The organism is Actinomadura rifamycini DSM 43936, from assembly GCF_000425065.1.
GTDB lineage: Bacteria > Actinomycetota > Actinomycetes > Streptosporangiales > Streptosporangiaceae > Spirillospora > Spirillospora rifamycini.
In genome coordinates this window covers 52,425-79,399 of sequence record NZ_AULB01000026.1, presented here as the reverse complement: position 1 = coordinate 79,399, position 26,975 = coordinate 52,425, and the positions used below count along the sequence as shown (strand labels likewise).

41 protein-coding genes are annotated in these 26,975 nt (G+C 71.0%); 6 read left to right on the top strand and 35 right to left on the bottom strand.

What is annotated here, in order from left to right:
* Nucleotides 1–10: 10 nt before the first annotated feature.
* Nucleotides 11–319: a hypothetical protein gene (locus H505_RS44070; RefSeq protein WP_034519606.1), complete on the top strand. Its 309-nt coding sequence runs from the start codon at nt 11–13 to the stop codon at nt 317–319.
* A 68-nt stretch (nt 320–387) separates the two neighbouring features.
* Here the strand turns inward: H505_RS44070 and glmM are convergent, their stop codons facing one another.
* The 3 genes from glmM to rplM form a co-directional block, all read right to left on the bottom strand.
* Nucleotides 388–1,731, bottom strand: coding sequence for a phosphoglucosamine mutase (gene glmM / locus H505_RS0124420; protein WP_026404081.1), 1,344 nt, complete (start codon nt 1,729–1,731; stop codon nt 388–390).
* A 185-nt stretch (nt 1,732–1,916) separates the two neighbouring features.
* Nucleotides 1,917–2,432 (bottom strand): 30S ribosomal protein S9, encoded by a 516-nt coding sequence (rpsI, locus tag H505_RS0124415; protein WP_026404080.1) that lies wholly within the window; start codon nt 2,430–2,432, stop codon nt 1,917–1,919.
* 190 nt (nt 2,433–2,622) lie between these two features.
* Nucleotides 2,623–3,075 (bottom strand): 50S ribosomal protein L13, encoded by a 453-nt coding sequence (gene rplM / locus H505_RS0124410; RefSeq protein ID WP_026404079.1) that lies wholly within the window; start codon nt 3,073–3,075, stop codon nt 2,623–2,625.
* Between the two features lie 395 nt (nt 3,076–3,470).
* Between rplM and H505_RS0124405 the strand changes: the two genes are divergently transcribed.
* The 3 genes from H505_RS0124405 to H505_RS44065 are packed head-to-tail and all read left to right on the top strand — an operon-like array spanning nt 3,471 to nt 7,291.
* Nucleotides 3,471–4,586, top strand: a complete 1,116-nt coding sequence (locus H505_RS0124405; protein WP_051301107.1) for a CAP domain-containing protein — start codon at nt 3,471–3,473, stop codon at nt 4,584–4,586.
* A 29-nt stretch (nt 4,587–4,615) separates the two neighbouring features.
* Nucleotides 4,616–5,611 carry a hypothetical protein gene (locus H505_RS0124400; protein WP_026404077.1) on the top strand — a complete coding sequence of 332 codons (996 nt, stop codon included), beginning with the start codon at nt 4,616–4,618 and terminating at the stop codon, nt 5,609–5,611.
* 24 nt (nt 5,612–5,635) lie between these two features.
* Nucleotides 5,636–7,291 (top strand): hypothetical protein, encoded by a 1,656-nt coding sequence (locus H505_RS44065; RefSeq protein ID WP_034519603.1) that lies wholly within the window; start codon nt 5,636–5,638, stop codon nt 7,289–7,291.
* A gap of 40 nt (nt 7,292–7,331) precedes the next feature.
* Here the strand turns inward: H505_RS44065 and truA are convergent, their stop codons facing one another.
* From truA to infA, 8 genes are all read right to left on the bottom strand, one after another.
* Nucleotides 7,332–8,234, bottom strand: coding sequence for a tRNA pseudouridine(38-40) synthase TruA (gene truA, locus H505_RS44060; protein ID WP_064743695.1), 903 nt, complete (start codon nt 8,232–8,234; stop codon nt 7,332–7,334).
* Nucleotides 8,235–8,428: 194 nt separating this feature from the next.
* Complete coding sequence (rplQ, locus tag H505_RS0124385; RefSeq protein ID WP_026404076.1) at nt 8,429–8,929, bottom strand: 50S ribosomal protein L17; 501 nt, start codon at nt 8,927–8,929, stop codon at nt 8,429–8,431.
* A gap of 95 nt (nt 8,930–9,024) precedes the next feature.
* Complete coding sequence (locus H505_RS0124380) at nt 9,025–10,038, bottom strand: DNA-directed RNA polymerase subunit alpha (protein ID WP_026404075.1); 1,014 nt, start codon at nt 10,036–10,038, stop codon at nt 9,025–9,027.
* A 121-nt stretch (nt 10,039–10,159) separates the two neighbouring features.
* Complete coding sequence (gene rpsD / locus H505_RS0124375; protein ID WP_026404074.1) at nt 10,160–10,786, bottom strand: 30S ribosomal protein S4; 627 nt, start codon at nt 10,784–10,786, stop codon at nt 10,160–10,162.
* Between the two features lie 21 nt (nt 10,787–10,807).
* On the bottom strand, nt 10,808–11,209 hold the full coding sequence (gene rpsK, locus H505_RS0124370) for a 30S ribosomal protein S11 (protein WP_021596710.1): 402 nt from the start codon (nt 11,207–11,209) through the stop codon (nt 10,808–10,810).
* A 55-nt stretch (nt 11,210–11,264) separates the two neighbouring features.
* The gene (gene rpsM, locus H505_RS0124365) at nt 11,265–11,645 is read right to left on the bottom strand and encodes a 30S ribosomal protein S13 (protein ID WP_026404073.1); all 381 of its coding nucleotides are present in this window, start codon (nt 11,643–11,645) and stop codon (nt 11,265–11,267) included.
* 197 nt (nt 11,646–11,842) lie between these two features.
* On the bottom strand, nt 11,843–11,956 hold the full coding sequence (gene rpmJ / locus H505_RS0124360) for a 50S ribosomal protein L36 (protein ID WP_026404072.1): 114 nt from the start codon (nt 11,954–11,956) through the stop codon (nt 11,843–11,845).
* A gap of 106 nt (nt 11,957–12,062) precedes the next feature.
* Nucleotides 12,063–12,284 (bottom strand): translation initiation factor IF-1, encoded by a 222-nt coding sequence (gene infA, locus H505_RS44055; RefSeq protein WP_034519601.1) that lies wholly within the window; start codon nt 12,282–12,284, stop codon nt 12,063–12,065.
* Between the two features lie 271 nt (nt 12,285–12,555).
* Between infA and H505_RS0124350 the strand changes: the two genes are divergently transcribed.
* Nucleotides 12,556–13,113, top strand: a complete 558-nt coding sequence (locus H505_RS0124350; RefSeq protein WP_026404071.1) for a hypothetical protein — start codon at nt 12,556–12,558, stop codon at nt 13,111–13,113.
* A gap of 269 nt (nt 13,114–13,382) precedes the next feature.
* Nucleotides 13,383–14,198: a phosphodiesterase gene (locus H505_RS0124345; protein ID WP_026404070.1), complete on the top strand. Its 816-nt coding sequence runs from the start codon at nt 13,383–13,385 to the stop codon at nt 14,196–14,198.
* Here H505_RS0124345 and H505_RS0124340 read toward each other — a convergent pair whose 3' ends face one another.
* The 24 genes from H505_RS0124340 to rplC form a co-directional block, all read right to left on the bottom strand.
* Complete coding sequence (locus H505_RS0124340) at nt 14,199–14,630, bottom strand: DUF1707 SHOCT-like domain-containing protein (RefSeq protein WP_026404069.1); 432 nt, start codon at nt 14,628–14,630, stop codon at nt 14,199–14,201.
* 30 nt (nt 14,631–14,660) lie between these two features.
* Nucleotides 14,661–15,476, bottom strand: a complete 816-nt coding sequence (gene map / locus H505_RS0124335; protein ID WP_026404068.1) for a type I methionyl aminopeptidase — start codon at nt 15,474–15,476, stop codon at nt 14,661–14,663.
* 82 nt (nt 15,477–15,558) lie between these two features.
* Nucleotides 15,559–16,209, bottom strand: a complete 651-nt coding sequence (locus tag H505_RS0124330; RefSeq protein WP_026404067.1) for an adenylate kinase — start codon at nt 16,207–16,209, stop codon at nt 15,559–15,561.
* Nucleotides 16,209–17,504, bottom strand: a complete 1,296-nt coding sequence (secY, locus tag H505_RS0124325) for a preprotein translocase subunit SecY (protein WP_026404066.1) — start codon at nt 17,502–17,504, stop codon at nt 16,209–16,211. Before secY ends, H505_RS0124330 begins: the two co-directional genes overlap by 1 nt.
* A 214-nt stretch (nt 17,505–17,718) precedes the next feature.
* The gene (gene rplO, locus H505_RS0124320; RefSeq protein ID WP_034519599.1) at nt 17,719–18,201 is read right to left on the bottom strand and encodes a 50S ribosomal protein L15; all 483 of its coding nucleotides are present in this window, start codon (nt 18,199–18,201) and stop codon (nt 17,719–17,721) included.
* A 2-nt stretch (nt 18,202–18,203) separates the two neighbouring features.
* The gene (gene rpmD / locus H505_RS0124315) at nt 18,204–18,386 is read right to left on the bottom strand and encodes a 50S ribosomal protein L30 (protein WP_026404064.1); all 183 of its coding nucleotides are present in this window, start codon (nt 18,384–18,386) and stop codon (nt 18,204–18,206) included.
* On the bottom strand, nt 18,383–19,009 hold the full coding sequence (gene rpsE, locus H505_RS0124310) for a 30S ribosomal protein S5 (RefSeq protein WP_125618398.1): 627 nt from the start codon (nt 19,007–19,009) through the stop codon (nt 18,383–18,385). The genes rpmD and rpsE overlap by 4 nt, the downstream gene beginning before the upstream one ends.
* Before the next feature lie 43 nt (nt 19,010–19,052).
* Nucleotides 19,053–19,439 (bottom strand): 50S ribosomal protein L18, encoded by a 387-nt coding sequence (gene rplR / locus H505_RS0124305; RefSeq protein ID WP_026404062.1) that lies wholly within the window; start codon nt 19,437–19,439, stop codon nt 19,053–19,055.
* Nucleotides 19,440–19,441: 2 nt separating this feature from the next.
* Nucleotides 19,442–19,978 carry a 50S ribosomal protein L6 gene (rplF, locus tag H505_RS0124300; protein ID WP_026404061.1) on the bottom strand — a complete coding sequence of 179 codons (537 nt, stop codon included), beginning with the start codon at nt 19,976–19,978 and terminating at the stop codon, nt 19,442–19,444.
* 16 nt (nt 19,979–19,994) lie between these two features.
* Nucleotides 19,995–20,393, bottom strand: a complete 399-nt coding sequence (gene rpsH / locus H505_RS0124295; protein ID WP_026404060.1) for a 30S ribosomal protein S8 — start codon at nt 20,391–20,393, stop codon at nt 19,995–19,997.
* A 136-nt stretch (nt 20,394–20,529) separates the two neighbouring features.
* The gene (locus H505_RS0124290; protein ID WP_019632606.1) at nt 20,530–20,715 is read right to left on the bottom strand and encodes a type Z 30S ribosomal protein S14; all 186 of its coding nucleotides are present in this window, start codon (nt 20,713–20,715) and stop codon (nt 20,530–20,532) included.
* A 2-nt stretch (nt 20,716–20,717) separates the two neighbouring features.
* The gene (rplE, locus tag H505_RS0124285; protein WP_051301106.1) at nt 20,718–21,293 is read right to left on the bottom strand and encodes a 50S ribosomal protein L5; all 576 of its coding nucleotides are present in this window, start codon (nt 21,291–21,293) and stop codon (nt 20,718–20,720) included.
* The gene (gene rplX, locus H505_RS44050; protein WP_084550729.1) at nt 21,286–21,636 is read right to left on the bottom strand and encodes a 50S ribosomal protein L24; all 351 of its coding nucleotides are present in this window, start codon (nt 21,634–21,636) and stop codon (nt 21,286–21,288) included. Before rplX ends, rplE begins: the two co-directional genes overlap by 8 nt.
* Entirely contained in the window at nt 21,636–22,004 is a 369-nt protein-coding gene (gene rplN / locus H505_RS0124275; protein WP_026404058.1) for a 50S ribosomal protein L14, read from the bottom strand. The genes rplX and rplN overlap by 1 nt, the downstream gene beginning before the upstream one ends.
* Nucleotides 22,005–22,068: 64 nt before the next feature.
* The gene (rpsQ, locus tag H505_RS0124270) at nt 22,069–22,338 is read right to left on the bottom strand and encodes a 30S ribosomal protein S17 (RefSeq protein WP_026404057.1); all 270 of its coding nucleotides are present in this window, start codon (nt 22,336–22,338) and stop codon (nt 22,069–22,071) included.
* Complete coding sequence (gene rpmC / locus H505_RS0124265; RefSeq protein ID WP_026404056.1) at nt 22,335–22,574, bottom strand: 50S ribosomal protein L29; 240 nt, start codon at nt 22,572–22,574, stop codon at nt 22,335–22,337. Before rpmC ends, rpsQ begins: the two co-directional genes overlap by 4 nt.
* A complete protein-coding gene (gene rplP, locus H505_RS0124260; protein WP_026404055.1) occupies nt 22,574–22,993 on the bottom strand; it encodes a 50S ribosomal protein L16 in 420 nt (139 codons plus the stop codon). Before rplP ends, rpmC begins: the two co-directional genes overlap by 1 nt.
* Nucleotides 22,994–23,001: 8 nt before the next feature.
* Nucleotides 23,002–23,823, bottom strand: coding sequence for a 30S ribosomal protein S3 (gene rpsC / locus H505_RS0124255; RefSeq protein ID WP_026404054.1), 822 nt, complete (start codon nt 23,821–23,823; stop codon nt 23,002–23,004).
* On the bottom strand, nt 23,823–24,203 hold the full coding sequence (gene rplV, locus H505_RS0124250; RefSeq protein ID WP_026404053.1) for a 50S ribosomal protein L22: 381 nt from the start codon (nt 24,201–24,203) through the stop codon (nt 23,823–23,825). Before rplV ends, rpsC begins: the two co-directional genes overlap by 1 nt.
* A gap of 36 nt (nt 24,204–24,239) precedes the next feature.
* Nucleotides 24,240–24,521 (bottom strand): 30S ribosomal protein S19, encoded by a 282-nt coding sequence (rpsS, locus tag H505_RS0124245; protein ID WP_026404052.1) that lies wholly within the window; start codon nt 24,519–24,521, stop codon nt 24,240–24,242.
* 12 nt (nt 24,522–24,533) lie between these two features.
* A complete protein-coding gene (gene rplB, locus H505_RS0124240) occupies nt 24,534–25,367 on the bottom strand; it encodes a 50S ribosomal protein L2 (RefSeq protein WP_026404051.1) in 834 nt (277 codons plus the stop codon).
* A 41-nt stretch (nt 25,368–25,408) separates the two neighbouring features.
* Nucleotides 25,409–25,708, bottom strand: a complete 300-nt coding sequence (gene rplW, locus H505_RS0124235) for a 50S ribosomal protein L23 (protein WP_026404050.1) — start codon at nt 25,706–25,708, stop codon at nt 25,409–25,411.
* Nucleotides 25,709–25,722: 14 nt separating this feature from the next.
* The gene (gene rplD / locus H505_RS0124230) at nt 25,723–26,325 is read right to left on the bottom strand and encodes a 50S ribosomal protein L4 (protein WP_026404049.1); all 603 of its coding nucleotides are present in this window, start codon (nt 26,323–26,325) and stop codon (nt 25,723–25,725) included.
* The gene (gene rplC / locus H505_RS0124225; RefSeq protein WP_026404048.1) at nt 26,322–26,966 is read right to left on the bottom strand and encodes a 50S ribosomal protein L3; all 645 of its coding nucleotides are present in this window, start codon (nt 26,964–26,966) and stop codon (nt 26,322–26,324) included. The genes rplD and rplC overlap by 4 nt, the downstream gene beginning before the upstream one ends.
* Between the last annotated feature and the right edge of the window lie 9 nt (nt 26,967–26,975).

Sequence of the window (26,975 nt, the reverse complement as noted above, 5' to 3'; positions counted from 1 at the left end):
TGCTCGACGCATGAGCGAACCCACCGAGCAGCCCGCCGACGAGCGGGACGAACGCCCCCGCGTCCGGACGGAGCGCGCCGTCGGCGCCCGCGCCGCGGGCGCCCAGGTCACCGGCGCGTCCGCCACCGGCTTCGACCTGCGCCTCGGCAACGCGCTCGGCTCCCTGGCGCTGGGCGCGCTCGCCGTCGGCGCGGTCGCCGTCGGCGCCGTCGGCATCGGCAAGCTCGTCGTCAAGCGCGCGATCGTCGAGCACCTGGAGGCCGGAACGGTCGAGATCAGGCACCTCAAGGTCGGCCGCCTGGACATCGAGCAGCGCTAGCGAAGCCGCCGGACGCGAGGTACTTCGCCCCGCGGGAAGCATCGACCGCGGGGCGAGGGCCGGACGGCTCAGCCGAGGGCGGCTCGGACGACGCCGGCGAGGTGGTCGGCGACGCTCTGCGCCTGCTCCTGCGACGCCGCCTCGACCATCACGCGGACCATCGGCTCGGTGCCGCTCGGGCGGATCAGCACCCGGCCGGTCTCGCCCAGGCCGGCCTCGGCGGCGGCGACGGCCGCGGCCAGCTCGGGGGACGTCTTCGCGCGGGCCTTGTCGACGCCCTTGACGTTCACCAGCACCTGCGGCAGCCGCGTCATCGCCTTCGCGAGCTCGTCCAGCGGGCGGCCGCGCCGCGCCATCGCCGCGAGGAGGTGCAGGCCGGTGAGGACGCCGTCGCCGGTGGTGGCGTGGTCGAGCATGATGACGTGGCCGGACTGCTCGCCGCCGAAGACGAACCCGCCCGCTTTCATCGCCTCCAGCACGTACCGGTCGCCGACGGCGGTCTCGACGACCGTGATCCCGGCCTCCCGCATCGCCGTCTTGAAGCCCAGGTTCGACATCACGGTCGCGACGACGGTGTCGGCGGTGAGGGCGCCGGACTCGCGCATCTCCAGCGCGAGGATCGCCATGATCTGGTCGCCGTCGACGACCTCGCCGGCGGCGGTCACGGCGAGGCAGCGGTCCGCGTCGCCGTCGTTGGCGATGCCGGCGTCGGCGCCGTGCTCGCGGACCGCGGCGCGGAGCGCGTCCAGGTGCGTCGAACCGCACCCGGCGTTGATGTTGAGGCCGTCCGGGGCGGTGCCGATCGTGAAGACCTCGGCGCCCGCGCGGCGCAGCGCCTCCGGCGCGACGTCGCACGACGCGCCGTTCGCGCAGTCGACGACGACGCGCAGGCCGTCCAGCGACACCGGGACGGACGCGACGAGGTGCGCCACGTACTGCTCGACCGCGCCGTGCGCGTCGCGGACGCGGCCGACGCCGGCGCCGGTCGGCCAGTCCCACTCCTCGCCGAGCCGCGCCTCGATGCGGTCCTCGGTCTCGTCGGGCAGCTTGTGCCCGGACCGGTCGAAGAACTTGATCCCGTTGTCGGGGGCCGGGTTGTGCGACGCCGACAGCATCACGCCGAGGTCGGCGTGCAGCTGGTGCGTCAGGTACGCGACCGCCGGGGTGGGCAGGACGCCCAGGCGCAGCACGTCCACACCGGAACTGGCGAGGCCCGCGACGACGGCGGCCTCCAGGAACTCGCCGGACGCGCGCGGATCGCGCCCGACCACCGCCAGCGGCCGATGCCCCCGGAACTCGCCCTGCTCGCCGAGGACCCGCGCCGCGGCGACGGACAGGTCCATGGCGAGCCGGGCGGTCAGATCACGGTTGGCGAGCCCCCGCACGCCGTCGGTCCCGAACAGACGAGCCACAGTTCAACTCCCGGAGAGACGAAAAAAGCCGCCCGGACGGGACGGGACGTGCGGCGTCCCGGCCGTGCCGTGCGGCATACAAAGCGAACGAACCGGAAAAAGCGGACGAGCCGCCGCACCCGGCGCGCCGACCATGCGGGGTCGGCCACGGAGAAGCCATGGGGTGCGGCGGCTCGTGCCGTCGATCAACGCTTGCTGTACTGCGGAGCCTTGCGGGCCTTCTTGAGACCGGCCTTCTTGCGCTCCGGCACCCGCGCGTCGCGGGTGAGGAACCCGGCCTTCTTCAGCGCCGGGCGGTGCTCGATGTTCGCGAACTGCAGCGCGCGGGAGATGCCGAGGCGCAGCGCACCGGCCTGGCCGGTGGTGCCGCCGCCGTTCACGCGCGCGAGCACGTCGAACTGGCCCTCCAGGCCCAGCAGGACGAACGGCTCGTTCACGATCTGCTGGTGGACCTTGTTCGGGAAGTACTGGTCCAGCGTACGGCCGTTGATCTTCCACTGGCCGTTACCGGGGACGATGCGCACCCGCGCGATGGCCTGCTTGCGGCGGCCGGTGCCGGCGGCGGGGCCGGTCGCGACCGGCTGGCCGAGGTAGCCCTCGCCCTCGGCCTCGGGGCTCTCGGTGGTGTACTCGGACGGCGCGTCCTCGTACGAGTCGAACTCGACGCCCTCGGGCGTCTCGGTGCCGGTGGACTCGTCCACGGTTCTCCTAGGGTCTTCTAGCCAGGGCGGCTGGCCCGGTCGTCGGGTGCCCCGGCGGCCACTGGTTCGGACGCGCACGCGGCCGCGTGCACGCAACCGGACGACGCGAGGGCGCTGTGCCCCGACGCCGACCGGATCGGTACGGCGACTGGCGGACGTTCCACGTCCTGACGCCGACCGGTTCTCTGCTTCAGCTGCCGGTCTGGCTGATCTGGGTGATCTCGAACGGGACCGGCTTCTGCGCCTGGTGCGGGTGCTCCGGACCGGCGTAGACCTTCACCTTGCGGAACATCTGGCGGCCGAGGGTGGTCTTGGGCAGCATGCCCTTGATCGCCTTCTCGACGGCCCGCTCGGGGTTCTTGGCCAGCAGGTCGGCGTAGTTCACCGACCGCAGTCCGCCCGGGTAGCCCGAGTGCCGGTACGCCCGCTTCTGCTCCAGCTTGTTGCCGGACAGCGACACCTTGTCGGCGTTCACGATGACGACGAAGTCACCGGTGTCGAGGTGCGGAGCGTAGATCGGCTTGTGCTTACCCCGAAGCAGCTGCGCGACATGACTGGCGAGACGGCCCAGCACGACATCGGTCGCGTCGATGACGTACCACTGACGCTGAACGTCAGCGGGCTTAGGGGTGTACGTGCGCACGGTCGTCAGCCTTCGTTTCTCGTCGACTTTCTAGCGGATCTCCTGCTCGCGCCGATCGGGCTCGTTCTCGTTCCGATCGGGCGCTCCGGGAGGCCGGGGCCCGTGCGAGCGCACATGGGGCACACCGACACGTGGATGCCGTCGCCATCCCACCGCCCGGGCAGGCGCCGACGCATACAACAAACCCGCAGGATACTAGTCCGCGCGGGCGCGGGTCAAAGCGAGCAACCGTGACAGTCTCCCAGCCACCCACCAGTATGCCTCACCTCGCGGACCGCGGTCCCCGGCGGACGCGCGGGCCCGCGCGGGACCGGTCCGTCCGCACGCCGCGTGGTCACGGAACGTCGCGACATGTACGCAGAGTGATCATTTTGCCGGATTCTTCTTACTCCGCCGTGCATGAAGAGATAAGGTGCCGCCGACCGGTCCCCCTGCCGGCGTACCGGCGTACGCCGGCCAGCCCCAGGGAGCCCCCGCTGTCCACTCCCCGCAGACCCGGCCGCCCGGCCGGGCGCCCCCAGCAGCCCCACGGCGACGGCCGCACCGGCCGTCCCGCCCCCGCCGCCGGCCCCGGATTCGGGCCCGCCGCGGGCCCCCGCCCCCGTCCCGGCGCCGCGCCGCCGCCCCGTCCCGGCCGTCCCGGACCCGCCGGGGACACGCTCGTCGCCGCCGGGCGCCCGCGCCCGGCGCCGCCCGGCGGCCGCCCGCCCAAGCGGCCACGCCGCCGCCTGCGGACGGTCGTCACCGTCGGCGCGACCGTCGCCGCCTCCGCGCTCGCGATCGGCACCGGCGTCGCGCTCGACCGGCTCGTCCTGCCCGCGCAGGGTCCCGAACGGACCGCCGCGGCCGACGCGCTGCCCGAGGACCGGCCCGCGCCCGACCCGTCCGCGCCCGCGGACGCGCCGTCGCCGGACGCCCCCGCGAACGCGGCGGTGCCGTCCGCGACGGAGGAGCCGCCGCCGCTCAAGACCATGAGCGCCCCGCCGAGCCCGACGCCGAAGCCGTCGACGTCGCGTCCCGCGAAGACCGCGGACACGCCCGCCCGGTCGTCGTCCCCCGGCGGCTCCGGCGGTTCCGGCGGGTCGGGCGGTTCGTCGGGCGGCGGCGCGCCGACGTACCGGACGACCGGCGCGTCGTCCGTCGAGCGCGCCGTGATCGGCCTCACGAACGACGAGCGCGCCGCCGCCGGGTGCGGCCCGCTGCGGACGGACGAGCGGCTCATGGCCGCGGCCGAGCGGCACTCCGCCGACATGGCCGCCAACGGTTACTTCAGCCACACGTCCCAGAACGGCGACACGCCCTGGGACCGCATGGAGGCCGCCGGCTACTCCAGTCCCGGCGCGGAGAACATCGCCAAGGGCTACGGCAGCGCCGAGGCCGTCGTGCGCGGCTGGATGGACAGCCCGGGGCACCGCCGCAACATCCTGAACTGCGACCTCCGGGCGATCGGCGTCGGCATGGTCGACGGCCCGGACGGCAAGCTGTGGACCCAGAACTTCGGCTGGAAGTGACCCGTCCGGGGTTCGGTAGGGTCCAGGCCATGGGTTACCCGGGTGATCAAGGCAATCCCGGCGGCCGCACGCCGCGGCCGCCGCAGTCGCCGTACGGTCCCGGAGACGACCGTCCGTTCGACGGCCCCCCGGGGCCGTACGACCAGGGCGGCGGCCTCCCGCCCCCGGGCGTCCCGGACGGCCCCGCGTTCGGCCGCGAGCGCGAGTTCGGCCCCGGGCCCGGCCGCTACGACGACCGCTACGACGACGGCCCCTACGACGACCGCTTCGACGACGACCGCTTCGACGACGAGCGCCCGCGGCGGCGGCGTCCGCTCGTCATCGGCGCGATCGTCGGCGCCGGGATCGTCCTCGTCGGCGGCGGCGTCGCGCTCTCGTCGACGCTCGGCGGCGACTCCGGCGCCCCGGCCGCGGCCGACCGGCCCGCCCCCGCCACGACCCCGCCCACGCCGACCCCGTCGGTGACGCTCGCGCCGGTGAAGCTGCGGGACCGCACCACCGACCCCGCGCCGCTGACGCTCAAGGAGGTCTTCGGCAACGGCGAGTTCGAGGTGAACGACCACAAGTACGCGCGGACGGCCTGGCACAGCGAGAAGAAGTGCACCGGCATCGTCGGCGGCGCCAAGCTGGACACGGCCGTCGCGAAGGGCGGCTGCACCCAGGCCCTCCGCGCCACCTACGCCATCAGCGGCGGCGCGCTCATCGGGACGCTGGGCGTCCTCAACCTGAAGTCCGAGGCGCACGCGGAGGCCGCCGAGAAGGCCGCGACGGCCGACGACGCGTACCTGCTGGCGCTCCCCGGCAAGGGCATCACGAAGACGAACGGCAAGGGCGTCGCGCTCGGCACCGCCCGGGCGCGCGGCCACTACCTCGTGATGACCTGGGTGCAGCGCCCCAACGGCAAGACCATCTCGAAGCGCCACCACGGCACCGTCCGGGTCTTCGGGGACGAGATCTACAGGGGCAGCAACCTCGCGCTGGCCCTGCACTACAGGGAAACCGAAGGCAAGCCCCTCCAAAAGTGACCGGTTTGAATACCCTCTCTGCTTATGTCTGGACCTGAAGACACCCGGGAGACCGGCGGGGAGGCGGACGCGTCCGCCGCCACCGCCTCCCCCGCGCCGCCGCACTTCGGCGGCGCGTCTCCCCCGGCCGGCGCCCCGGCCGTCCCGCCGGCCGACGGGGCCGAGGCGCCCGCGCCCCCGGCCCCCCGGCTCCCCCCGTTCGGCCTGGAAGCCCCCTGGTGGGCCTCCTCGGCCGACCCGTCCGAGGAGGCCCCCGCACCGGCGGCGGACGACACCGCGCCCGGCGCCGCCGGCGCGCGGGCGCCCGCGGGCGGGGACCGGCCCCCGGCCGCCGCGCCGCACGCCGCCGCGGGACGTCCGCCCGGCACGCTCGTCGCCGGCGCCGGCATCCCGCAGGTGGACTCCCGCGGCGCCGTCCCCGCCGAGCCGCTGGTGCCTCCGACGCCGTCCACGTTCACCGACACCGACCCCGACGGCATCCCGTCCGTCCGCCCCGAGGAGCCGGCGGCGGCCCCCGCGGCGGCGCCGGAGCCCGTCGCGGCGGCGCGGCCCGCCCCCGCGCCGGTGCCCGAGACCGGGCAGGCGGTCGTCGCGGCGAACGGGACGGCCGCACCCGCACGGGCGCCGGGCCCGACGACCGCCCCGTCCGGGGAGGCCGCGCCCACCGCGTTCGAACGCGCCAAGGAGGCCGAGAAGGCCGCCGCGGCGGCGGCGCCGGTGCTCGTCCCCGACGCGATCCTGCCGCCGGGCGTCCTGCCCCCCAGCGGGGAGAGCGGGGAGCACCCGCAGCCGGGCGCGCCCGGCGCGGCGGCCCCGGACGAACCGCCGGTCGTCCCGCCCGGCCACCACGAGCAGGGCGTCCCGCCCGCCGGCCCGCCTCCGCCGCCCGGCGGGGCGGCCCCTCCCGGCGCGGGCGCCGGGGGCGCGAAGGCCGCGCGGTCCGGCACGTCCGGCAAGGGCCCCCGGAACAAGCGGACGCTGCTGATCGGCGGCGGCGCGGCGGCCGTCCTGGCCGCGGGGGTCGCGCTGTTCGCCCTCGGCGGCTCACCGGACGACGGCGCCACCCGCAAGGCCGCCGAGCGCCCGGTGACGACGCCGCCGGCGTCGGCGCCCGCGCAGCCGTCGCAGGCCCCGCCGCCGCCCGCCCCCGACCCGTCCCCGCAGAAGATCGACAACGAGCGGACCGACCCGAAGCCGCTGGAGTTCTCCGAGGTCTTCCCGACGGCGGCGATCAAGCTCGGCGGGCACACCTACCGGCTCGACCGCCGGTCCATCAACCGCGACCTGAAGTACGCGGCGAACGGGGCGATGCTCCAGACCCTGCAGCGGCAGCAGTGCCGCAAGATCGTCCGGGCGACGTACCTCGACCGCGCACGCTCCGTCGCCGTCACGTCCGGCATCGCGGTCATGCCGACCAGGCAGGCCGCCCTCGCCGTGAGCGAGGCCGGGGACCCGGCCCGCTACGAGTGGTTCCGCGGCATGCCGGGCGAGCACACCGCCGCCATGGACCGCGCGGGCGGCTACGCGGCCGCGACCGTCCGCGGCCGGTACGTCGTGTACGCGTACGTGCAGCGCTCCGACGGCAAGCCCGTCCAGCCCGGCGACGAGGTCGTCAAGCAGGTCGCGCAGCAGTTCATCGACCACAACGCGCGCCCGCTGGACGCGCGGGCGGGCGGCTGAGGCCGCACGCCGCACCGGGCGCCGCCCGGCCGCGCCGTCCTCAGGACGGGCCGCCGGGCGGCGCCTCGGCGCTCTCCGCGGCCTCCGCGGCCTCGGCGGCGGCCACAGCCGCGGCGGCGTTCAGGGTGCGGACGCGGCGGGTCTCCTGCGCGCGGCGCGCCAGGTCCTCGTCCTCGGGGTAGCGGATCTCCTCCAGCGACAGCCCGTGCGCGGGCGCCACGTTCACCGCCGAGTCCCGGACGCGCGCCGACAGCACCTGCGCGGGCCACCCGACGTCGCGGCGGCCGTCCCCCACGACCAGCATCGCGCCGACCAGCGCCCGCACCATCGAGTGGCAGAACGCGTCCGCCTCGACGGTGGCGAGCGCGAGGTACGGGTCGCGGTCGTCGCGCGCCCAGGAGAAGCGCAGCAGCTCCCGGATCGTCGTCGCGCCCTCCCGCTTGCGGCAGAACGCGGCGAAGTCGTGCTCGCCGACCAGCAGCCGCGCCGCCTCGTTGATCCGGTCGAGGTCGAGCGGCCGCGGATGCCACAGGACGTCGTGGCGCCGCAGCGGCTCGACGCCGTTCGGGTTGTCGCACACCCGGTACACGTAGCGTCGCGACAGCGCGGAGAAGCGGGCGTCGAAGCCCTCCGGGGCGACCGACACCCGCCAGACCCGGACGTCCGGGGGCAGCAGCCCGGCGAGCCTGCGCGGCATCGTGCCGTTGATGGCCGAGTACGCGGCGACGGGCACCACCAGGTGCGCGACCTGCCCGCGCGCGTGGACGCCGGCGTCGGTGCGGCCCGCGACGGTGAGCATGGGGGGCGGGTCGAGCCGCAGCATCCGCGCGAGGGCGTCCTCGATCACGCCCTGGACGGTCCGCTGGTTCGGCTGCCGTGCCCAGCCCGCGAAGTCCGACCCGTCGTAGGAGATGTCGAGCCGGAGTCGTACCAGTGCGGTCATGTCAGTCGGAGTGTCCTGTTCCTCGCATTCCTCGCCCGTCCTCGTCGGGGCCGGGCGCCGCCCTCGCTGAACCGGCGGCTGATTAACATGACCATGGACCCAAGTCTGGCAAAGAACCGGGCCCGCCGTCCTGTACCGGACGGCGGGCCCGTTTCAATGTCTTACCGAGAACGGCGGCCCGGAATATTACCGGGTCACTCCTTGGCGGACTCGTCCTTGCCCTCGGCGGACTCGGCGGACTCGGCCTTCGCGGCGTCGTCGGCGCCGGTCTCGGCGACGTCCTCCGCCGGCTCCTCCGCCGGAGCGGCGGCCGGGGCCGCGGCCGTCGCGGCCGCCATCGGCTCCTGCACCAGCTCGATCACGGCCATCGGGGCGTTGTCGCCCTTGCGCGGCCCGATCTTGGTGATGCGCGTGTAGCCGCCCGGACGGTTCTCGAACTTCGGCGCGATCTCCGTGAAGAGCTCGTGCACGACGCCCTTGTCGCGGATCGTCTTGGCCACCTGGCGACGGTTGTGCAGGTCGCCCTTCTTGGCCTTGGTGATCAGCTTCTCCGCCAGCGGACGCACCCGCCGGGCCTTGGCCTCGGTGGTGGTGATGCTGCCGTGCTCGAACAGCGCCGTGGCCAGGTTCGCCAGGATGAGGCGCTGGTGCGCGGCGGAACCGCCGAGGCGGGCACCCTTGGTGGGCTTGGGCATGGTGCTTCCTTCCTGCGCCGGCCGTATCAGGTACCGGCGTCAGTCGAGTCCCGGGACGGCCGGGGAACGAGCCCCCGGCCGCCGGGATCTGGGTTCTAGTACTGCTCGGTCTCGGCGTAGCTCTGGTCGTCGTCGCCGTAGTTGTCGGCCGCCGCGCTCGGGTCGAACCCGGGCGGGGAGTCCTTCAGCGAGAGGCCCATGTCGTTGAGCTTCTGCTTGACCTCTTCGATCGACTTGGCGCCGAAGTTCCTTATATCGAGCAGGTCCTGCTCGGAGCGGGCGACGAGCTCGCCCACCGAGTGGATGCCCTCGCGCTTGAGGCAGTTGTAGGAGCGGACCGTGAGGTTCAGCTCCTCGATCGGCAGGGCCAGGTCCGCGGCGAGCGCGGCGTCCGTCGGGGACGGGCCCATGTCGATGCCCTCGGCCTCGACGTTGAGCTCCCGGGCCAGCCCGAACAGCTCGACGAGGGTCTTGCCGGCGGACGCGACGGCGTCGCGCGGCAGCATCGCCTGCTTGGTCTCGACGTCCAGGATGAGGCGGTCGAAGTCGGTGCGCTGCTCGACTCGGGTGGCCTCGACCTTGTAGACGACCTTGAGGACGGGCGAGTAGATCGAGTCGATCGGGATGCGGCCGATCTCCTGGCCCGGCTGCTTGTTCTGCGCGGCGGAGACGTAGCCGCGGCCGCGCTCGACCGTGAGCTCCATCTCCAGCTTCGCCTTGCCGTTCAGCGTGGCGATGCGCAGGTCCGGGTTGTGGACCTCGACACCGGCCGGCGGCGCGATGTCGGCGGCGGTCACCTCGCCCGGGCCCTGCTTGCGCAGGTACATCACGACGGGCTCGTCGTGCTCCGAGGAGACGACGAGCTCCTTGAGGTTCAGGATGATGTCGGTGACATCCTCCTTGACGCCCGGCACGGTCGAGAACTCGTGCAGGACGCCCTCGATCCGGATGCTGGTGACGGCGGCGCCGGGGATCGAGGAGAGCAGCGTGCGGCGGAGCGAGTTGCCGATGGTGTAGCCGAAGCCCGGCTCCAGCGGCTCGATGGTGAACCGCGACCGGTACTCGTCGACCTGCTCTTCGGTGAGAGTGGGACGCTGAGCGATGAGCATGGTTGTGCCTTCTTCCCGCGGTGCCCGCTATTTGACGACCGCGATCGGAGTACCTCAAGGGGATTGTTCCCCGTTCCGCCGGGATCCCCACCTGCGCGGGGATCCCGGCGGACCCGAACTCTTACTTGGAGTAGAGCTCGACGATCAGCTGCTCCTGGACGGGAGCGTCGATCTGCTGCCGGACCGGCAGCGAGTGCACGAAGATCCGCATCTTGTCGGCGTCCACGCCCAGCCACGCCGGGACCTGGCGCTCGCCCGCCTCGGCCTTGGCGACCTGGAACGGCGTCATCTCCAGCGACTTGGGCTTGACGTCGACGATGTCGGCCTCGCTGACGAGCGCCGACGGGATGTTGACCTTCCGGCCGTTGACCCGGATGTGTCCGTGCCGGATCAGCTGGCGGGCCATGTCGCGGGACTTCGCGAAGCCGCCGCGGTAGACCACGTTGTCGAGGCGGCGCTCGAGGAGGCCGAGCAGGTTGTCACCCGTCTTGCCGTCCTGGCGGTTGGCCTCGACGTAGTAGTTGCTGAACTGCCGCTCAAGCACGCCGTAGATGCGCTTGGCCTTCTGCTTCTCGCGGAGCTGCAGCAGGTACTCGGTCTCCTTCGGCCGACCGCGGCCGTGCTCACCCGGCGGGTAAGGACGGATCTCGATCGGGCACTTCGGGCCCTCGCACTTGCTGCCCTTGAGGAACAGCTTCATCTTCTCGCGGCGGCAGAGCTTGCAGTCCGCACCGGTGTAACGAGCCATTGTTCTAGATCTCCCCTGACCTCAGACCCGGCGACGCTTCGGCGGGCGGCAGCCGTTGTGCGGGACGGGCGTGACGTCCTGGATCGAGCCCACCTCGAGGCCGGTCGCCTGGAGCGACCGGATGGCGGTCTCGCGGCCCGAGCCCGGGCCCTTCACGAAGACGTCGACCTTGCGCATGCCGTGCTCCATCGCGCGCCGGGCGGCGGCCTCGGCGGCCTGCTGGGCGGCGAACGGCGTCGACTTGCGGGAGCCCTTGAAGCCCACGTGGCCCGAGGAGGCCCAGGAGATCACGTTCCCGTTCGGGTCGGTGATCGAGACGATCGTGTTGTTGAACGTGCTCTTGATGTGGGCGTGCCCGTGAGCGACGTTCTTCTTTTCCTTGCGGCGCACCTTCTTGGCGCCGACACGGCTCTTAGGAGGCATCTGCTCTCTCTACTCTCGAGGTCGTCGGACCGCGGCGGGCGGAGCCCGCGGCGGACTACTTCTTGCCGGCCTTCTTCTTGCCGGCCACGGTCTTCTTCTTGCCCTTGCGGGTGCGCGCGTTGGTCTGCGTGCGCTGGCCGTGGACCGGCAGCCCGCGGCGGTGCCGGATGCCCTGGTAGCACCCGATCTCGATCTTGCGCCGGATGTCGGCCTGGATCTCCCGGCGGAGGTCGCCCTCGGTCCGGTAGTTGCCCTCGATCCAGTCGCGCAGCTTGATCAGCTCGTCGTCGCCGAGCTGGTGCACCCGCAGGTCTCCGTTGACGCCGGTGTTCGCGAGCGTCTCGAGCGCCCGCGTCCGTCCGATCCCGAAGATGTAGGTGAGAGCGACCTCGACGCGCTTGTCGCGCGGGAGGTCGACGCCGAGAAGGCGTGCCATGTGGGCAGTTCCTTTCATTGCGCGGAGGTATGGACGCATCGCGTCCGCACACACCCTGCCCGGGTGGCGGCCTCGGCCTCCGTCGATCCGAGGGTGGTCCCTTCACACGCCGCTGCCGTACGCCCCGGCGGGACGTACGGCTGAACGTGCGAAGACTGCGATGCGCTTGTCTGGCGGGTCGTCCGGCCTCGCGGCCGTCAGCCCTGACGCTGCTTGTGGCGCGGGTCGGAGCAGATCACCATGACCCGGCCGTGCCGGCGGATGACGCGGCAGTTCTTGCAGATCTTCTTGACGCTCGGCTTGACCTTCACTGGGTCTCCTAAGGCTTAGGGTCACCCCCGCACCGCCACGCGCGAGAGAGGCAACCTCAGTGAGTGGGCGCCGCGGGACGTCCGGGAGGGACGCCGCGGCGCGCGTTCACTTGTACCGGTAGACGATCCGACCGCGCGTGAGGTCGTAGGGGCTCAGCTCCACAACGACGCGGTCGTCCGGCAGGATCCGGATGTAGTGCATCCGCATCTTGCCGCTGATGTGGGCGAGCACCTTGTGCCCGTTGTCGAGCTCCACCTTGAACATGGCGTTGGGCAGCGACTCGATGACGGTGCCCTCGATCTCGATGGCCCCTTCTTTCTTGGGCATGTCCTCCGCGCTTCACTGATCGGCTCATTGGACGACGGTCCGACGCGCCCTTCGATGCGATCCTGGCCCGCATGGCGGGCGCCACGGCGAATCAACGCCGAGAACAGGGGAATCGGGCGGCCGACGACGGACCGACACGGGAGTCTACGTCACCGACCCGCCGAATGCGAAATCCGTGCATGATACGGCTGCGGAGACTGCTCCCAACACAAGCATACCCTGCCAGGGCGTTGGTACCTTTCAGTAGTAGAGACGCACGAGGAGGGTCAGCATGCCGAGCTATGACTTCGCGCTGATCCTCAGCCGTCCCCTCTACGAGGAGGAGCTGGACCCCCTGTTCGCCCGCACGCACGGCGCGGTCACGGTGTCCATCATCACCGAGCCGCAGCACGCCGACCGCGCCGGCAACGCGTCCTGCACGTGGGAGGGCCCCACCCTCGCCGCGGCCATCATGGAGCTCGTCGAGCACGTCGAGACGAGCGCCCCCGGCCTGCACGTCCTGCAGGTCGAGGCCGACCCGCTGCTGACGATCCGCGACATCGCCGAACGCGTCGGCCGCTCCGCCGACTCCGTCCGGCACGCCATCACCGGCGCGCGCGGCGCCACCGGCTTCCCGGCGTCGGAGATGTCCTCGGCGGGGCACCGGCTGTGGCGCTGGTCGAAGGTCGCCGCCTGGTACGGCCTGGACGACCCGCAGCTCGTCGAGGCCAAGCCCACCGTGCAGGCGATCAACGGCTGGCTCGCCCTCCGCGACGTCGTCCCCGACGTCGCCCCCACCCCCGAAGAGGTCACCTCGGCCCTCAGCCTGGTGATCCCCCACGTCGCGTGACGCCCCGCGCCCGCCCGCGGGCCGGGCGTGCGCCCGTCCGGCGCGGCGGTCGGCGGGCGGGGCGTCCAGGCGGCGTTCAGGGTCCGGGGACAGCACCGATACGGTGCCGAGACCGGGCCGTGATCTTCTTCTCATTTCGCCGAGTCGACAGCCCGGCCCGCTGACGACAAGATCGTCCCGCAACGGGTCCCCCGGCGGCGCGGCCGGACGGCGGCCCCTCCGGACGCCCGGGTCGCGGGTCCGTGGTTTTCTTGCAAGGGGGAGGATCAATGGCGATCATCGCGCAGCTGAGCGACATCCACCTGGCGGCCGGGCGGGACGGCGAGGTGGACGACGGCTCGGGGCCGGTGCGCGCGCTGCGGGCCGCCGTGTCCAGCCTGCTCACGCTGCCGGCGCGGCCGGACGCGGTCGTCCTCACGGGCGACCTGGCCGACGGCGGGCTGCCCGCGGAGTACGCCCGCCTGCACGCGCTGCTGTCGCCGCTGCCGATGGCCGTCTACCCGATGCCCGGCAACCACGACGACCGCGACGCGCTGCGCGCCGTGTTCAAGGACCATCCCGCCGTCGCGGCGACCGGGACCGTTCCACAGGCCCCGCTGCAGTACGCGGTGGACGTCGCCGGGACGCGCCTCATCTGCTGCGACACCACGGTGGACGGGCACCCGCACGGGCACCTCGACGAGGACCGGCTCCGCTGGCTGGACGAGACGCTCGCCGAGGCCCCCGACACGCCGACGGTCGTCGCGACGCACCACCCGCCGTTCCCGATCGGCATCCGGTTCATCGACGACATGCGGTTCGTGGACCCCGCGGGGTTCGCGGCGGTCGTCGAGCGGCACCCGCAGATCGTCCGCGTGATCTCCGGGCACGTCCACCGGGGGTCGGTGGGGTCGGTCGGCGGGAAGGTGAGCACGACGTGCCCGAGCACCTACCGGCAGCTGTTCCTCGACCTGACGCACCCCGGACGGGCGGCGGTCACCGGGGAGCCCGCGGGGTTCGCCATCCACCTCGTCGACGAGCACGGCTCGGCCACGACGCACTTCGTCCCCACCGGCAACTACCGCCCGCTGATGGACGTCGAGTGATCAGTCGCCCCGCGACCCCATGATCGTCCGCAGCAGCAGGACCGCGGCCCACGGGCCCACCACCCAGATCCACCACGGGTACACGAACCCGGCCGTCACCCCGATGATCAGCCAGATGGTGAAGTTGAGCCCGCCGACGGCCGCCAGCCCGGCCCACGCGGTGCGCTCGACGCTCGGCCCCGAGGGGCGGCGGACGGGCAGTTCCGTGCTCTTCGGCTGCGCGGCGGGCACCGGCAGCTCGTAGAGGTCCTCCTCGGGGAGGTCCGCGGTGATCTCGTCGAGCCGGCCGAGCGTCCTGGCGCTGTAGACGTCCTCCAGCCGCTCGTGCAGCTCGTCCACGGTGATGCGGCCGACGGCGCAGTGCTCGCGCAGGCTCGCGGCCACCCGGTCGCGGTCGGCGTCCGACGCCCGCATGTCCGGATTCGGCGCCACGTCAGCTCCCTCCCGACGCGCCCGCGCGTGTCAAGGCGTGTCTGCTCCCAGCTTGGCGAACCACTCCCGGCCCTCGTCAAGAGCGGTGAGCACGCGCGGCCCGTCCGGCGTGACGGCGAACGTGTGCTCGAAGTGCGCCGAGGCGCGCCCGTCGGTGGTGACAACGGTCCAGCCGTCGTCGAGTTCCACGGTCTGCTTCGTCCCGAGGTTCACCATGGGCTCGACGGCGAAGCACATCCCGGGCCGCAGCACCGGGCCGTGCCCGGGCGCGCCGTGGTTCGGGATGAGCGGGTCCATGTGCATCTCGGTCCCGATGCCGTGCCCCCCATACCCCTCGACGATGCCGTACGGGCCCTGAGAGCGGACGTACGACTCGACGGCGTGCGACATGTCCGTGAGCCTGGCCCCGGCGACTCCGGCCGCCAGGCCGTGCCACAGGGACGCCTCGGTGACCTCCAGCAGCCGCTTCAGGTCGTCGGTGATCTCCCCGACCGGGACGGTGACCGCGGCGTCGCCGTGCCAGCCCTCGACGATCGCGCCGCAGTCGATCGAGATGACGTCGCCCTCGTGCAGCACCTTCCCGGCGCGCGGGATGCCGTGCACGATCTCCTCGTTGACGGACGCGCAGATCGTCCCGGTGAAGCCGTGGTAGCCCTTGAACGACGGGACGCCGCCGTTGTCGCGGATGTGCTCCTCGGCGAGCGTGTCGAGGTCGAGGGTGGTGATCCCCGGCTTGACCGCCTCCCGGAGCAGTTCGAGCGTGCGGCCGACCAGCAGGCCGGCGGCCCGCATCAGCTCGATCTGCTCGGCGGTCTTGACCTGGATCGCGGGCCTGCGTCTGAACATCCCTCTCCCAAAATGACGTCGCCGGGACCGCGAGTGCGATCCCGGCGATCGTGCGGCCGCGCGCGGCCCGGCGCCTCCGCCGTCACTTCCCGGACGGGCGGAGCGCGTCCAGCGCGCGGGCGGTGACCTCATCGACCGGGCCGGTGGCATCGATGCGCACCAGGACGCCCTCGTCTCCATAGAACTGCACGATGGGCGCGGTCTGTTCCTGGTAGACCTCGAGCCGGTGCCGGACGACGTCTTCTTTGTCGTCGTCCCGCTGGAACAGGTGGCCGCCGCAGTCGTCGCAGATGTCGTCCTTCTTGTCGTCGAAGTCGACGTGCCAGATCTTCCCGCACTTGGTGCAGGTGCGCCGGCCCGACAGCCGCCGGACGACCTCCTCCTCGTCGACGACGAGCTCGAGCACGATGTCGAGCCGGACGCCGAACTCGTCGAGGATCTTCTTGAGGGTCTCGGCCTGCGGCACGTTGCGCGGGAAGCCGTCCAGCAGGAAGCCCTGCCGTGCGTCGTCCTCGGCCAGCCGGTCGCGCACCATCGCGATGGTCACCTCGTCGGGGACGAGGTCGCCGCGGTCCATGAACTCTTTGGCCTTGCGGCCGAGTTCGGTGCCGCCGCTCACGTTGGCGCGGAAGATGTCACCTGTCGAGATCTTCGGGATGGACAGATGCGATGCGATGAACTGGGCCTGCGTCCCCTTGCCCGCTCCCGGGGGGCCCACCAGGACGATACGCACTACCGGAGGAAGCCCTCGTAGTGATGCTGCTGGAGTTTGCTCTCGATCTGCTTCACGGTATCCAGTCCGACGCCGACGATGATCAGGATGCTCGCGCCCCCGAAGGCGAACTGCTGCGTGGCGTTCAGGAGTGCGAACGCCACCATCGGGATCAGGGACACGACCCCCAGGTAGAGCGCTCCGGGTGTGGTGATCCGGGTCAGCACGTAGTCGAGGTACTCGGCGGTGGGCCGGCCAGGACGGATACCTGGGATGAAACCACCATACTTCTTCATGTTGTCGGCGACTTCAGTGGGGTTGAAGGTGATGGCGACGTAGAAGTACGTGAAGAAGATGATGAAGGCGAAGAACACCGCCATGTGCCAGGGGTTGTCCTGCTGGAGGTAGGGCTGGGCCTCCTGCAGCCACTTGGTGTCGGGCCACAGCTGCGTCGCCAGCACCGGCAGGTACAGCAGCGACGAGGCGAAGATGATCGGGATGATGCCGGCCTGGTTCACCTTCAGCGGGATGTACGTCGAGGTGCCGCCGTACATGCGGCGCCCCACCATCCGCTTGGCGTACTGGACGGGGATGCGGCGCTGGGCCTGCTCGACGAACACGACCCCGGCCATGATGGCCAGCCCGACCGCGATGACGAGCGCGAAGACGAAGCCGCCCTGCGCCTTGTAGATGCCCCAGAACTGGGCGGGGAAGACCGCGACGACCTGCGTGAAGATCAGGATCGACATGCCGTTGCCGACGCCGCGGTCGGTGATCAGCTCACCGAGCCACATGATCACCGTGGTGCCCGCGACCATCACGACGACCATCGTGATGATCGGGAAGATGCCGGTGTCGTAGAGGATGTCGCCGCTGCCGGAGATGCCCTGGAAGAGCTGTCCGGTGCTGGCCATCGCCACGATGCCGGTGCCCTGCAGGATCGCCAGCGCGACCGTCAGGTACCGGGTGTACTGGGTGATCTTCGTGGTGCCGGACTGGCCCTCTTTCTTCAGGGCCTCCAGCTTCGGGATCACCACCGTCAGCAGCTGCAGGATGATGCTCGCGGTGATGTAGGGCATGATGCCCAGCGCGAAGATCGAGAGTTGCAGCAGCGCCCCGCCGCTGAAGAGGTCGACGAGGCCGTACAACTGGCTGCTGTCGCGGGCCGCGTCGGCGGTCTCTCGCAGCACCTGCACGTTCACGTTCGGGGTCGGGATGTTGGACCCCAGCCTGAAGATCAGGATGATGAACAACGTGAAGAGCAGTTTTTTACGCAGGTCAGGCGTACGGAAAGCCCGAGCGAACGCGGTCAGCACCATTCCTCCTGCGCGACTGACGAAATCATGGCCGCCGAGGGGCCGGTTACAGGTCCTTGCGATCCGGCGGGGACCGCCGTGTCCAAGCTCACGTTAGCCGCCTCGCCGGTGTGACTCTAACAGCAGATGCGAACGGGGCCGCCCCGCCCGGCGCCCGGACCCCCAGGCCCGCGGCGAAAGGCGATGACGGCCCCCGCATCGAAGGTGTTCCTTCTTACAGCTCGTCGGCGGTGCCACCGGCCGCGGCGATCTTCTCCTTCGCGGAACCGGAGAAGGCGTGCACCTTCACCTGGACCGCGACGGAGATGTCGCCGGTGCCGAGGACCTTGACCGGACGGCCGGAGCGCACCGCGCCCTTCGCCGCCAGGTCCTCCGCCGTGACCTCGCCGCCCTCGGGGTAGAGCGCGGCGAGCTTGTCCAGGTTCACGACCTGGAACTCGACCCGGTTCGGGTTCTTGAAGCCCTTGAGCTTCGGCACCCGGCGGATCAGCGGCATCTGGCCGCCTTCGAACCCGACGGGAACGGTGCTGCGGGCCTTCGTGCCCTTGGTGCCGCGACCGGCCGTCTTGCCCTTGGACGCCTCGCCGCGGCCCTTGCGGGTCTTCGCGCGGTTGGCGCCGGGGGCCGGACGCAGGTCGTGCAGCTTCAGGGGCGCGCCCTCCGAACCCGAGGCGTTCTTCTCGAGATCAGCCGCCATGGTCAGTCGACCTCCTCGACGGTGACCAGGTGGGCCACCGTCCGGATCATGCCGCGAACCTCGGGGCGGTCCTCGCGGACCACGCTCTGCCCGATCTTCTTCAGGCCGAGGGTGCGCAGCGTGTCACGCTGGTTCTGCTTCTCGCTGATCACGGACTTCTTCTGCGTGATCTTCAGCTGGCTCATGACGAGGCGACCTCCGCCCGGGGCTCGCTGCCCGCGGCGCGGGCCCGCAGCATGGCCGCCGGAGCGACGTCCTCGATCGGCAGGCCGCGCTTGGCCGCGATCTCCTCGGGACGCTTCAGCGACTTCAGGCCCGCGATCGTCGCGTGCACGATGTTGATCGCGTTGTCGCTGCCCAGCGACTTGCTCAGCACGTCGTGGATGCCGGCGGCCTCCAGGACGGCGCGGACCGGACCGCCCGCGATGACCCCGGTACCGGGGCTCGCCGGACGCAGCAGGACCTCGCCCGCGGCGTCGCGCGCCTGCACCAGGTGCGGGATGGTGCCCTGGATCCGCGGCACCTTGAAGAAGTGCTTCTTGGCCTCTTCGACGCCCTTGGCGATCGCGGCCGGCACCTCCTTGGCCTTGCCGTAGCCGACGCCGACGGTGCCGTTGCCGTCACCGACGATCACGAGGGCGGTGAAGCTGAAGCGACGCCCGCCCTTGACGACCTTGGCGACCCGGTTGATCGCCACGACCTTCTCGATGTACGACTGGCCCTTGTCGGCGCCACCGCGGCGGTCGTCGCGGCGGCCGTCGCGACGGTCGCCACCCTGACCGCCACCACGCCTCTGCGCTGCCATCAGTGGTTCCTCTTCTCGTTCGTCGTGCAGACCTTCACAAGGGCCGTCACAGCTGCAGGCCCCCCTCGCGCGCACCGTCCGCGACAGCGGCGATGCGGCCGTGGTACTTGTTGCCGCCCCGGTCGAACACGACGGCGGAGACGCCGGCCTCCTTCGCACGGGCGGCGACGAGCTCGCCGACCTTGCGGGACTTGGCCGTCTTGTCTCCCGAGTCGGCGCGCAGGTCCGCCTCCATCGTCGACGCGCTGGCCAGCGTGTGGCCCTTGGCGTCGTCGATGACCTGGACGAACACGTGCTGGTTGGAGCGGGTCACGACCAGGCGCGGCCGCGCGGCGCTGCCCACGACCTTCTTGCGGACCCGCAGGTGCCGGCGCCTGCGGGACTTCGCCCGCGCCGACGTGGCCTTCCCGGCCAGGGTCTTGGTGCCTGCCATGACTACTTACCAGCCTTTCCGACCTTGCGGCGGATCTGCTCGCCCTCGTAACGCACGCCCTTGCCCTTGTACGGGTCGGGCTTGCGCAGCTTGCGGATGCGGGCGGCGATCTCGCCGACGAGCTGCTTGTCGATGCCCTCGACGGTGAGCTGGGTCGGCTTCTCCACCGTGAAGGTGATGCCCTCCGGGGGCTCGACCGTGATCGGGTGGCTGTAGCCGAGCGAGAACTCGAGGTTCTTGCCCTTGGCCACCACACGGTAACCGACGCCCTGGATGACGAGGGTCTTCTTGTAGCCGTCCGTGACGCCGACCACCATGTTGCTGATCAGCGTCCGGGTGAGGCCGTGCAGGCCCCGGACCTTCTGCATGTCGTTCGGCCGGGAGACCGAGATGACGCCGTCCTCGAGGCTGACCTCGATGGGCTCCGCGACGGTGTGCGAGAGCGTGCCCTTCGGCCCCTTGACGGTGACCGACCGGCCGTCGATGTTCACGTCGACGCCGCCGGGCACGGTGATGGGGGAACGTCCGATTCGCGACATTGTTAGATTCCTCCCCTCACCACACGTAGGCGAGGACTTCCCCGCCCACGCCGCGCTTGCCGGCCTGCCGGTCCGTCATCAGACCGGACGACGTCGAGATGATCGCGACGCCGAGTCCGCCCAGGACCTTCGGCAGGTTGTCCTTCTTCGCGTACACGCGCAGACCCGGCTTCGAGACGCGCTTGATACCGGCGATCGAACGCTCACGGGTCGGGCCGAACTTGAGCTCGATCAGGAGCTTCTTGCCGACCTCGGCGTCCTCCACGCTCCAGCCCGAGATGTAGCCCTCCTGCTGGAGGATCTCGGCGATGTGCGCCTTGATCTTCGAGTACGGCATCGCCACCTGGTCGTGGTACGCCGAATTCGCGTTCCGCAGACGCGTCAACATGTCTGCGATCGGGTCGGTCATCGTCATGGCCTGCTGGCCCTCCTCGCCACGGTTTCCTCGGCCCGGCGGCCGTGGACCTTTGGCGCGGTCGAGGGCACCCCGCGGGGTGCCCGGTGGTTATTACACGCCGGCACCGCTCCCCCTCGCGGAGAGGGGGACGCGGTCACCAGCTGGACTTGGTGATGCCGGGCAGCTCGCCGCGGTGGGCCATCTCCCGGAAGCAGATCCGGCACAGGCCGAACTTCCGGTAGACCGAGCGCGGACGCCCGCAGCGCGAGCATCGAGTGTACGCGCGCACACCGAACTTCGGCTTCCGCGCCGCCTTGGCGATCAGCGACTTCTTCGCCATGCTCAGCTCTCCTTGAAGGGGAAGCCCAGGAGCTTGAGCAGCGCCCGGCCCTCGTCGTCGGTCTTCGCGGTCGTCACGACCGTGATGTCCATGCCCCGCGAACGGTCGATCTTGTCGGGGTCGACCTCGTGGAACATGACCTGCTCGGTCAGCCCGAAGGTGTAGTTCCCGTTGCCGTCGAACTGCTTCGGCGACAGGCCGCGGAAGTCGCGGATACGGGGCAGCGCCGTGGCCAGGAGCCGGTCCAGGAACTCCCACATGCGGTCGCCGCGCAGCGTGGCGTGCGCGCCGATCGGCATGCCCTCGCGCAGCTTGAACTGCGCGATGGACTTGCGGGCCCGGTTCACGGCGGGCTTCTGGCCGGTGATCGCCGACAGGTCGCGGATCGCGCCCTCGATCAGCTTGGCGTCCTTCGCCGCGTCGCCCACGCCCATGTTGACCACGATCTTGGTCAGGCCCGGGATCTGCATGACGTTCTCGTAGCCGAACTGCTCGCGCAGCTGCCCCGCGATCTCCTCGCGGTAGCGCAGCTTGAGCCGCGGCTGCGGAACGGGACGCTCGGTCACGGTCTCAGTCATCGGAAGCAGACTCCTTACCGCCCTTGCCGACCGACTTGGCGCGGCTCTTGTGCGGGCGGGTGACCCGGACCTTGTTGCCGTCCTCGTCGAACGTGAAGCCGATCCGGACGGGCTCGCCCTTCTCGACGAGCGCGACGTTGCTGACGTGGATCGGAGCCTCGACCTGGACCCGGCCGCTCTCCTTGCCGGCCCGCTGCGCGTCGGCCTTGATGTTCTTGGTGATGATGTTGACGCCCTCGACGACGACCCGGTCGCTGACCGGGTCGGCGCGCAGCACCTTGCCCGTCGCGCCCTTGTCCTTGCCGGCGATGACGACGACCTCGTCGCCCTTGCGGATCTTCATCACAGCACCTCCGGCGCGAGCGAGATGATGCGCATGAACTTCTTCTCGCGCAGTTCACGGCCCACCGGGCCGAAGATACGGGTGCCCCGGGGGTCGCCGCCGTCCTTGATGAGGACGGCCGCGTTCTCGTCGAAACGGATGTAGGAGCCGTCCGGGCGCCGGCGCTCCTTGCGGGTGCGCACGATGACCGCCTTGACGACATCCCCCTTCTTCACGCCGGCGCCGGGAAGGGCGTCCTTCACCGTCGCGACGATGATGTCGCCGACTCCCGCGTAGCGCCGACCCGAGCCGCCGAGAACCCGGATGCAAAGGATCTCCTTCGCACCCGTGTTGTCGGCGACCTTGAGTCGCGACTCCTGCTGGATCACGTTGACTCCTGTTCGTCACACCGGTTCTGCTCGCTTCGCGGAGCAGCCTGGTGGAACCGGGTAATTACTTGGCCTTCTCGAGGATCTCCACCACGCGCCAGCGCTTGGTGGCCGACAGGGGGCGGGTCTCCATGAGGCGGACGCGGTCGCCGACGCCGCACTCGTTGGCCTCGTCGTGCGCCTTGTAGTTCTTCGTCCGCCGGATCACCTTGTGGTACTTCGGGTGCTTCACGCGGTCCTCGACGGACACGACGACCGTGCGGTCCATCTTGTCGCTGACCACGAGGCCCTCGAGCACCTTGCGGGAGTTCCGCTGCTTGGTCTGCTCGGTCATTCGTTGCCCTCCACGGCGTCCTCGACCGTGACGATGCCGAGCTCCCGCTCACGCATCACGGTGTAGATGCGAGCGATCTCGCGCTTCACGGTGCGCAGCCGCCCGTGGCTCTCGAGCTGGCCGGTGGCGGCCTGGAAGCGAAGGTTGAACAGCTCCTCCTTCGCCTCCTTGAGCTTGGTGACCAGGACGTCGTCCGGCTCGGTCCGCAGATCTTCGGCGGTAAGACCCTTGGCCATCAGGACTCACCCACCTCTCGCTTCACGATCTTGCACTTCATCGGGAGCTTGTGGATCGCGCGCATCAGCGCGGCCCGAGCGACCTCCTCGTTGGGGTAGGACAGCTCGAACATCACGCGCCCCGGCTTGACGTTGGCCACCCACCACTCGACCGAGCCCTTACCGGAACCCATGCGGGTCTCGGCGGGCTTCTTGGTCAGCGGGCGGTCCGGGAAGATGTTGATCCAGACCTTGCCGCCGCGCTTGATGTGACGCGTCATGGCGATACGCGCGGCCTCGATCTGGCGGTTCGTGACGTACGCGCCCTCGACCGCCTGGATGCCGTACTCGCCGAACGTCACCCGCGTGCCGCCCTTGGCCATGCCCCGGCGCTTCGGGTGGTGCTGCTTGCGGTGCTTGACCTTGCGAGGGATCAGCATGGGTTACTTCAGCTCCCCTCACCCTGCGGAGCAGCCTCGGTCGCCTGGGCGGGCTGCTCGGAACTCTGCTGCTGCTTGTTCGCGCCACCGCGCTCGCCGCCGCGGCCACCGCGGCCGCCACGGCCGCCGCCACGACGCTCGCGACGCTCCCGGCCACCGCCGGCGGCGCGCTGCTGGGCGGCCTGCTGCTCGCGCTCGGCGCGGGTCTGCGCGGCCTCGCCCTTGTAGATCCACACCTTCACGCCGATGCGGCCGAACGTCGTCCGGGCCTCGTAGAACCCGTAGTCGATGTCGGCGCGCAGCGTGTGCAGCGGCACCTGGCCCTCGCGGTAGAACTCCGACCGCGACATCTCCGCACCGCCGAGACGGCCGCCGCACTGCACCTTGATGCCCTTGGCGCCCGACTTCATCGCGGACTGGATCGCCTTGCGCATGGCGCGGCGGAACGCGACACGGCTCGACAGCTGCTCGGCCACGCCCTGCGCGACGAGCTGCGCGTCGATCTCGGGGTTCTTCACCTCGAGGATGTTCAGCCGCACCTGCTTGCCGGTCAGCTTCTCCAGGTCGCCCCGGAGGCGCTCGGCCTCCGCGCCGCGGCGGCCGATGACGATGCCCGGCCGCGCCGTGTGGATGTTGACCTCGACACGGTCACGGGTCCGCTCGATCTCCACCTTGGAGATGCCCGCCCGGTCCATGCCCTTCTGCAGCATGCGCCGGATCTGGACGTCTTCCTTGACGTAGTCCTTGTAGAGCTTGTCGGCGAACCACACGCTCTTGTGGTCGGTGGTGACGCCGAGACGGAACCCGTGCGGGTTGATCTTCTGACCCACTACCGGGCCCTCCTCGTCTTCTTACCGCCGCCGCCGGCCGAAGCCTCGTCGCGCGACTCCACGACCACGGTGATGTGACTCGTGCGCTTGTTGATGCGGTAAGCCCGGCCCTGGGCGCGGGGACGGAAACGCTTCAGCGTCGGCCCCTCGTCCACCCACGCACGGCTGACGACCAGCGTGTCCGAGTCGAGCTTGAAGTTGTGCTCGGCGTTGGCGATGGCACTCGCCAGCACCTTGCCCACCGGCTCACTCGCAGCCTGGGGGGCGAACCGCAGCACCGCCTGAGCCTCCGCGGCGGGCAGGCCGCGGATGAGGTCCACCACGCGGCGGGCCTTCCTGGGCGTGACACGGATGTACCGCGCCTGGGCCCTGGCTTCCATCGCTGTCCCTCTCTCCTACGATCTCTGCTCTGCCGCTCAGCCTCGGCGGCTGCGGCGGTCTTCCTTGACGTGGCTGCGGAACGTCCGCGTCGGCGCGAACTCGCCGAGCTTGTGCCCCACCATGGCGTCGGTGATGAACACCGGGACGTGCTTGCGCCCGTCGTGCACGGCGATCGTGTGCCCGATCATGTCCGGGACGATCATGGAGCGCCGCGACCACGTCTTGATGACGTTCTTGGTGCCCTTCTCGTTCTGGACTTCCACCTTCTTGATGAGGTGGTCGTCCACGAAGGGGCCCTTCTTGAGGCTACGTGGCATGACGAGCGACTCCTACCGCTTCTTCTTGCTGCGACGACGGACGATCAGCCGGTCGCTCGACTTGTTCGCCTGGCGAGTGCGGCCTTCCTTCTTGCCCTTCGGGTTCACCGGGTGCCGGCCACCGGAGGTCTTGCCCTCACCACCACCGTGCGGGTGGTCGATCGGGTTCATGGCCACGCCGCGGACGGTCGGGCGCTTGCCCTTCCACCGCATACGGCCGGCCTTGCCCCAGTTGATGTTCGACTGCTCGGCGTTGCCGACCTGGCCGACCGTCGCGCGGCAGCGCACGTCCACCATCCGCATCTCGCCCGAGGGCATGCGCAGCGTGGCGTACTTGCCCTCCTTGGCCAGCAGCTGGACGCCCGCGCCCGCGCTGCGGGCCAGCTTGGCGCCGCCGCCGGGGCGGAGCTCGATGGCGTGGATGACGGTACCCGTCGGGATGTTGCGCAGCGGGAGGCAGTTGCCCGGCTTGATGTCGGAGCCCGGCCCGTTCTCCACCCGGTCGCCCTGCTTCAGGTCGCGGGGGGCGAGGATGTAGCGCTTCTCGCCGTCCGCGTAGTGCAGCAGCGCGATGCGCGCGGTGCGGTTCGGGTCGTACTCGATGTGCGCGACCTTCGCCGGGACGCCGTCCTTGTCGTGCCGGCGGAAGTCGATCACGCGGTACGCGCGCTTGTGCCCGCCGCCCTGGTGCCGGGTGGTGATCCGGCCGTGGTTGTTGCGGCCGCCCTTCTTCGGGAGCGGCTTCAGCAGCGACTTCTCGGGCTCGCGGCGCGTGACCTCGACGAAGTCGGCCACGCTGGAGCCGCGACGACCCGGAGTGGTCGGCTTGTAGTTACGGATGCCCATCTTTTTCGTTCATCCCTTGTCTGCTTCGGGGCCCCGGCCTGTTAGGCCGTGCCGCCGAAGATGTCGATCCGCTCGCCCTCGGCCAGGCTGACGATGGCGCGCTTGGTGTCCTTGCGCTTGCCGTAGCCGTACCGGGTGCGCTTGCGCTTGCCCGAACGGTTGAGGGTGTTCACGTTCGTCACCTTGACGTTGAACACCTCCTCGACGGCCTGCCTGATCTGCGTCTTGTTGGCGTCCGGGCGGACGATGAACGTGTACTTGTTCTCGTCCAGCAGCCCGTAGCTCTTCTCCGAGACGACCGGCGCGATGATGACGTCGCGGGGGTCGGCGATCTTCGCCATGTCCTGCCCCCTCCTTACTTCTTCGCCGCGCGCGAGATGAACTCGTCGTACGCCTTCTGCGTGAAGACGACGTCGTCGTTCACCAGCACGTCGTAGGTGTTGAGCTGGTCGGAGACGAGCAGGTGGACGCTCGGCTCGTTGCGCAGGCTCTTCCAGGTCAGCTCGTCCTCGCGGTCCACGACCACCAGGACGCGCTTGGCCTGGGTGACCGAGCGCAGCGCCGTCAGCGCCGCCTTCGTCTTCGGGGCGTCGCCCTCGACGAGGCGGTCGACCACGTGCACCATGCCGGCGCGGGCGCGGTCGGACAGCGCGCCGCGCAGCGCGGCCGCCTTCATCTTCTTGGGCGTCCGCTGCGTGTAGTCGCGCGGCTGCGGGCCGTGGACGGTGCCGCCGCCGGCGAACTGGGGCGCGCGGGTCGAGCCCTGGCGGGCGCGGCCGGTGCCCTTCTGCCGGTACGGCTTCTTGCCACCGCCGCGGACGTCGCCGCGGGTCTTCGTCGCGTGGGTGCCCTGCCGAGCGGCCGCCTCCTGCGCCACCACGACCTGGTGGATCAGCGGGACGCTGGTCTTGGCGTCGAAGATCTCGGCGGGCAGGTCGATGTCGAGCTTGGAGGTCACTTGCCCGTCCCCTTCACTGCGTCGCGGACCAGGACCACGCCGCCGTTGGGACCGGGGACCGCGCCCTTGATGAGCAGCAGGCCCTTCTCCTCGTCGATGGCGTGCACGGTCAGGTTCTGCACGGTCGTCCGGGCGTTGCCGTGCCGTCCCGCCATGCGGAGGCCCTTGAACACGCGACCGGGGGTCGCGCAGCCGCCGATCGAACCCGGCGAGCGGTGCTTGCGCTGGGTGCCGTGCGAGGCGCCGAGGCCGCGGAAGCCGTGGCGCTTCATGACACCGGCGGTGCCCTTGCCCTTGCTCGTGCCGGTTACGTCGATCTTCTGGCCGGCCTCGAAGACGCTGGCGGTGATCTCCTGGCCGAGTTCCAGCTCGGTGTCGCCCCGGAGCTCGACGAGGTAGCGGCGCGGCGTGACGCCGGCCTTCTCGAAGTGCCCCGCCCGCGGCTTGTTGACCTTGCGCGGGTCGATCTGCCCGTACCCGATCTGGACCGCCGTGTAGCCGTCCTTCTCCTGGGTCTTGAGCTGGGTGACGACACAGGGCCCGGCCTGGACGACGGTCACCGGAACGATCCGGCCCTCATCGTCGAAGACCTGGGTCATGCCGAGCTTCTCGCCCAGGACGCCCTTCCTCTGCGTACTCATTCTCGGTGC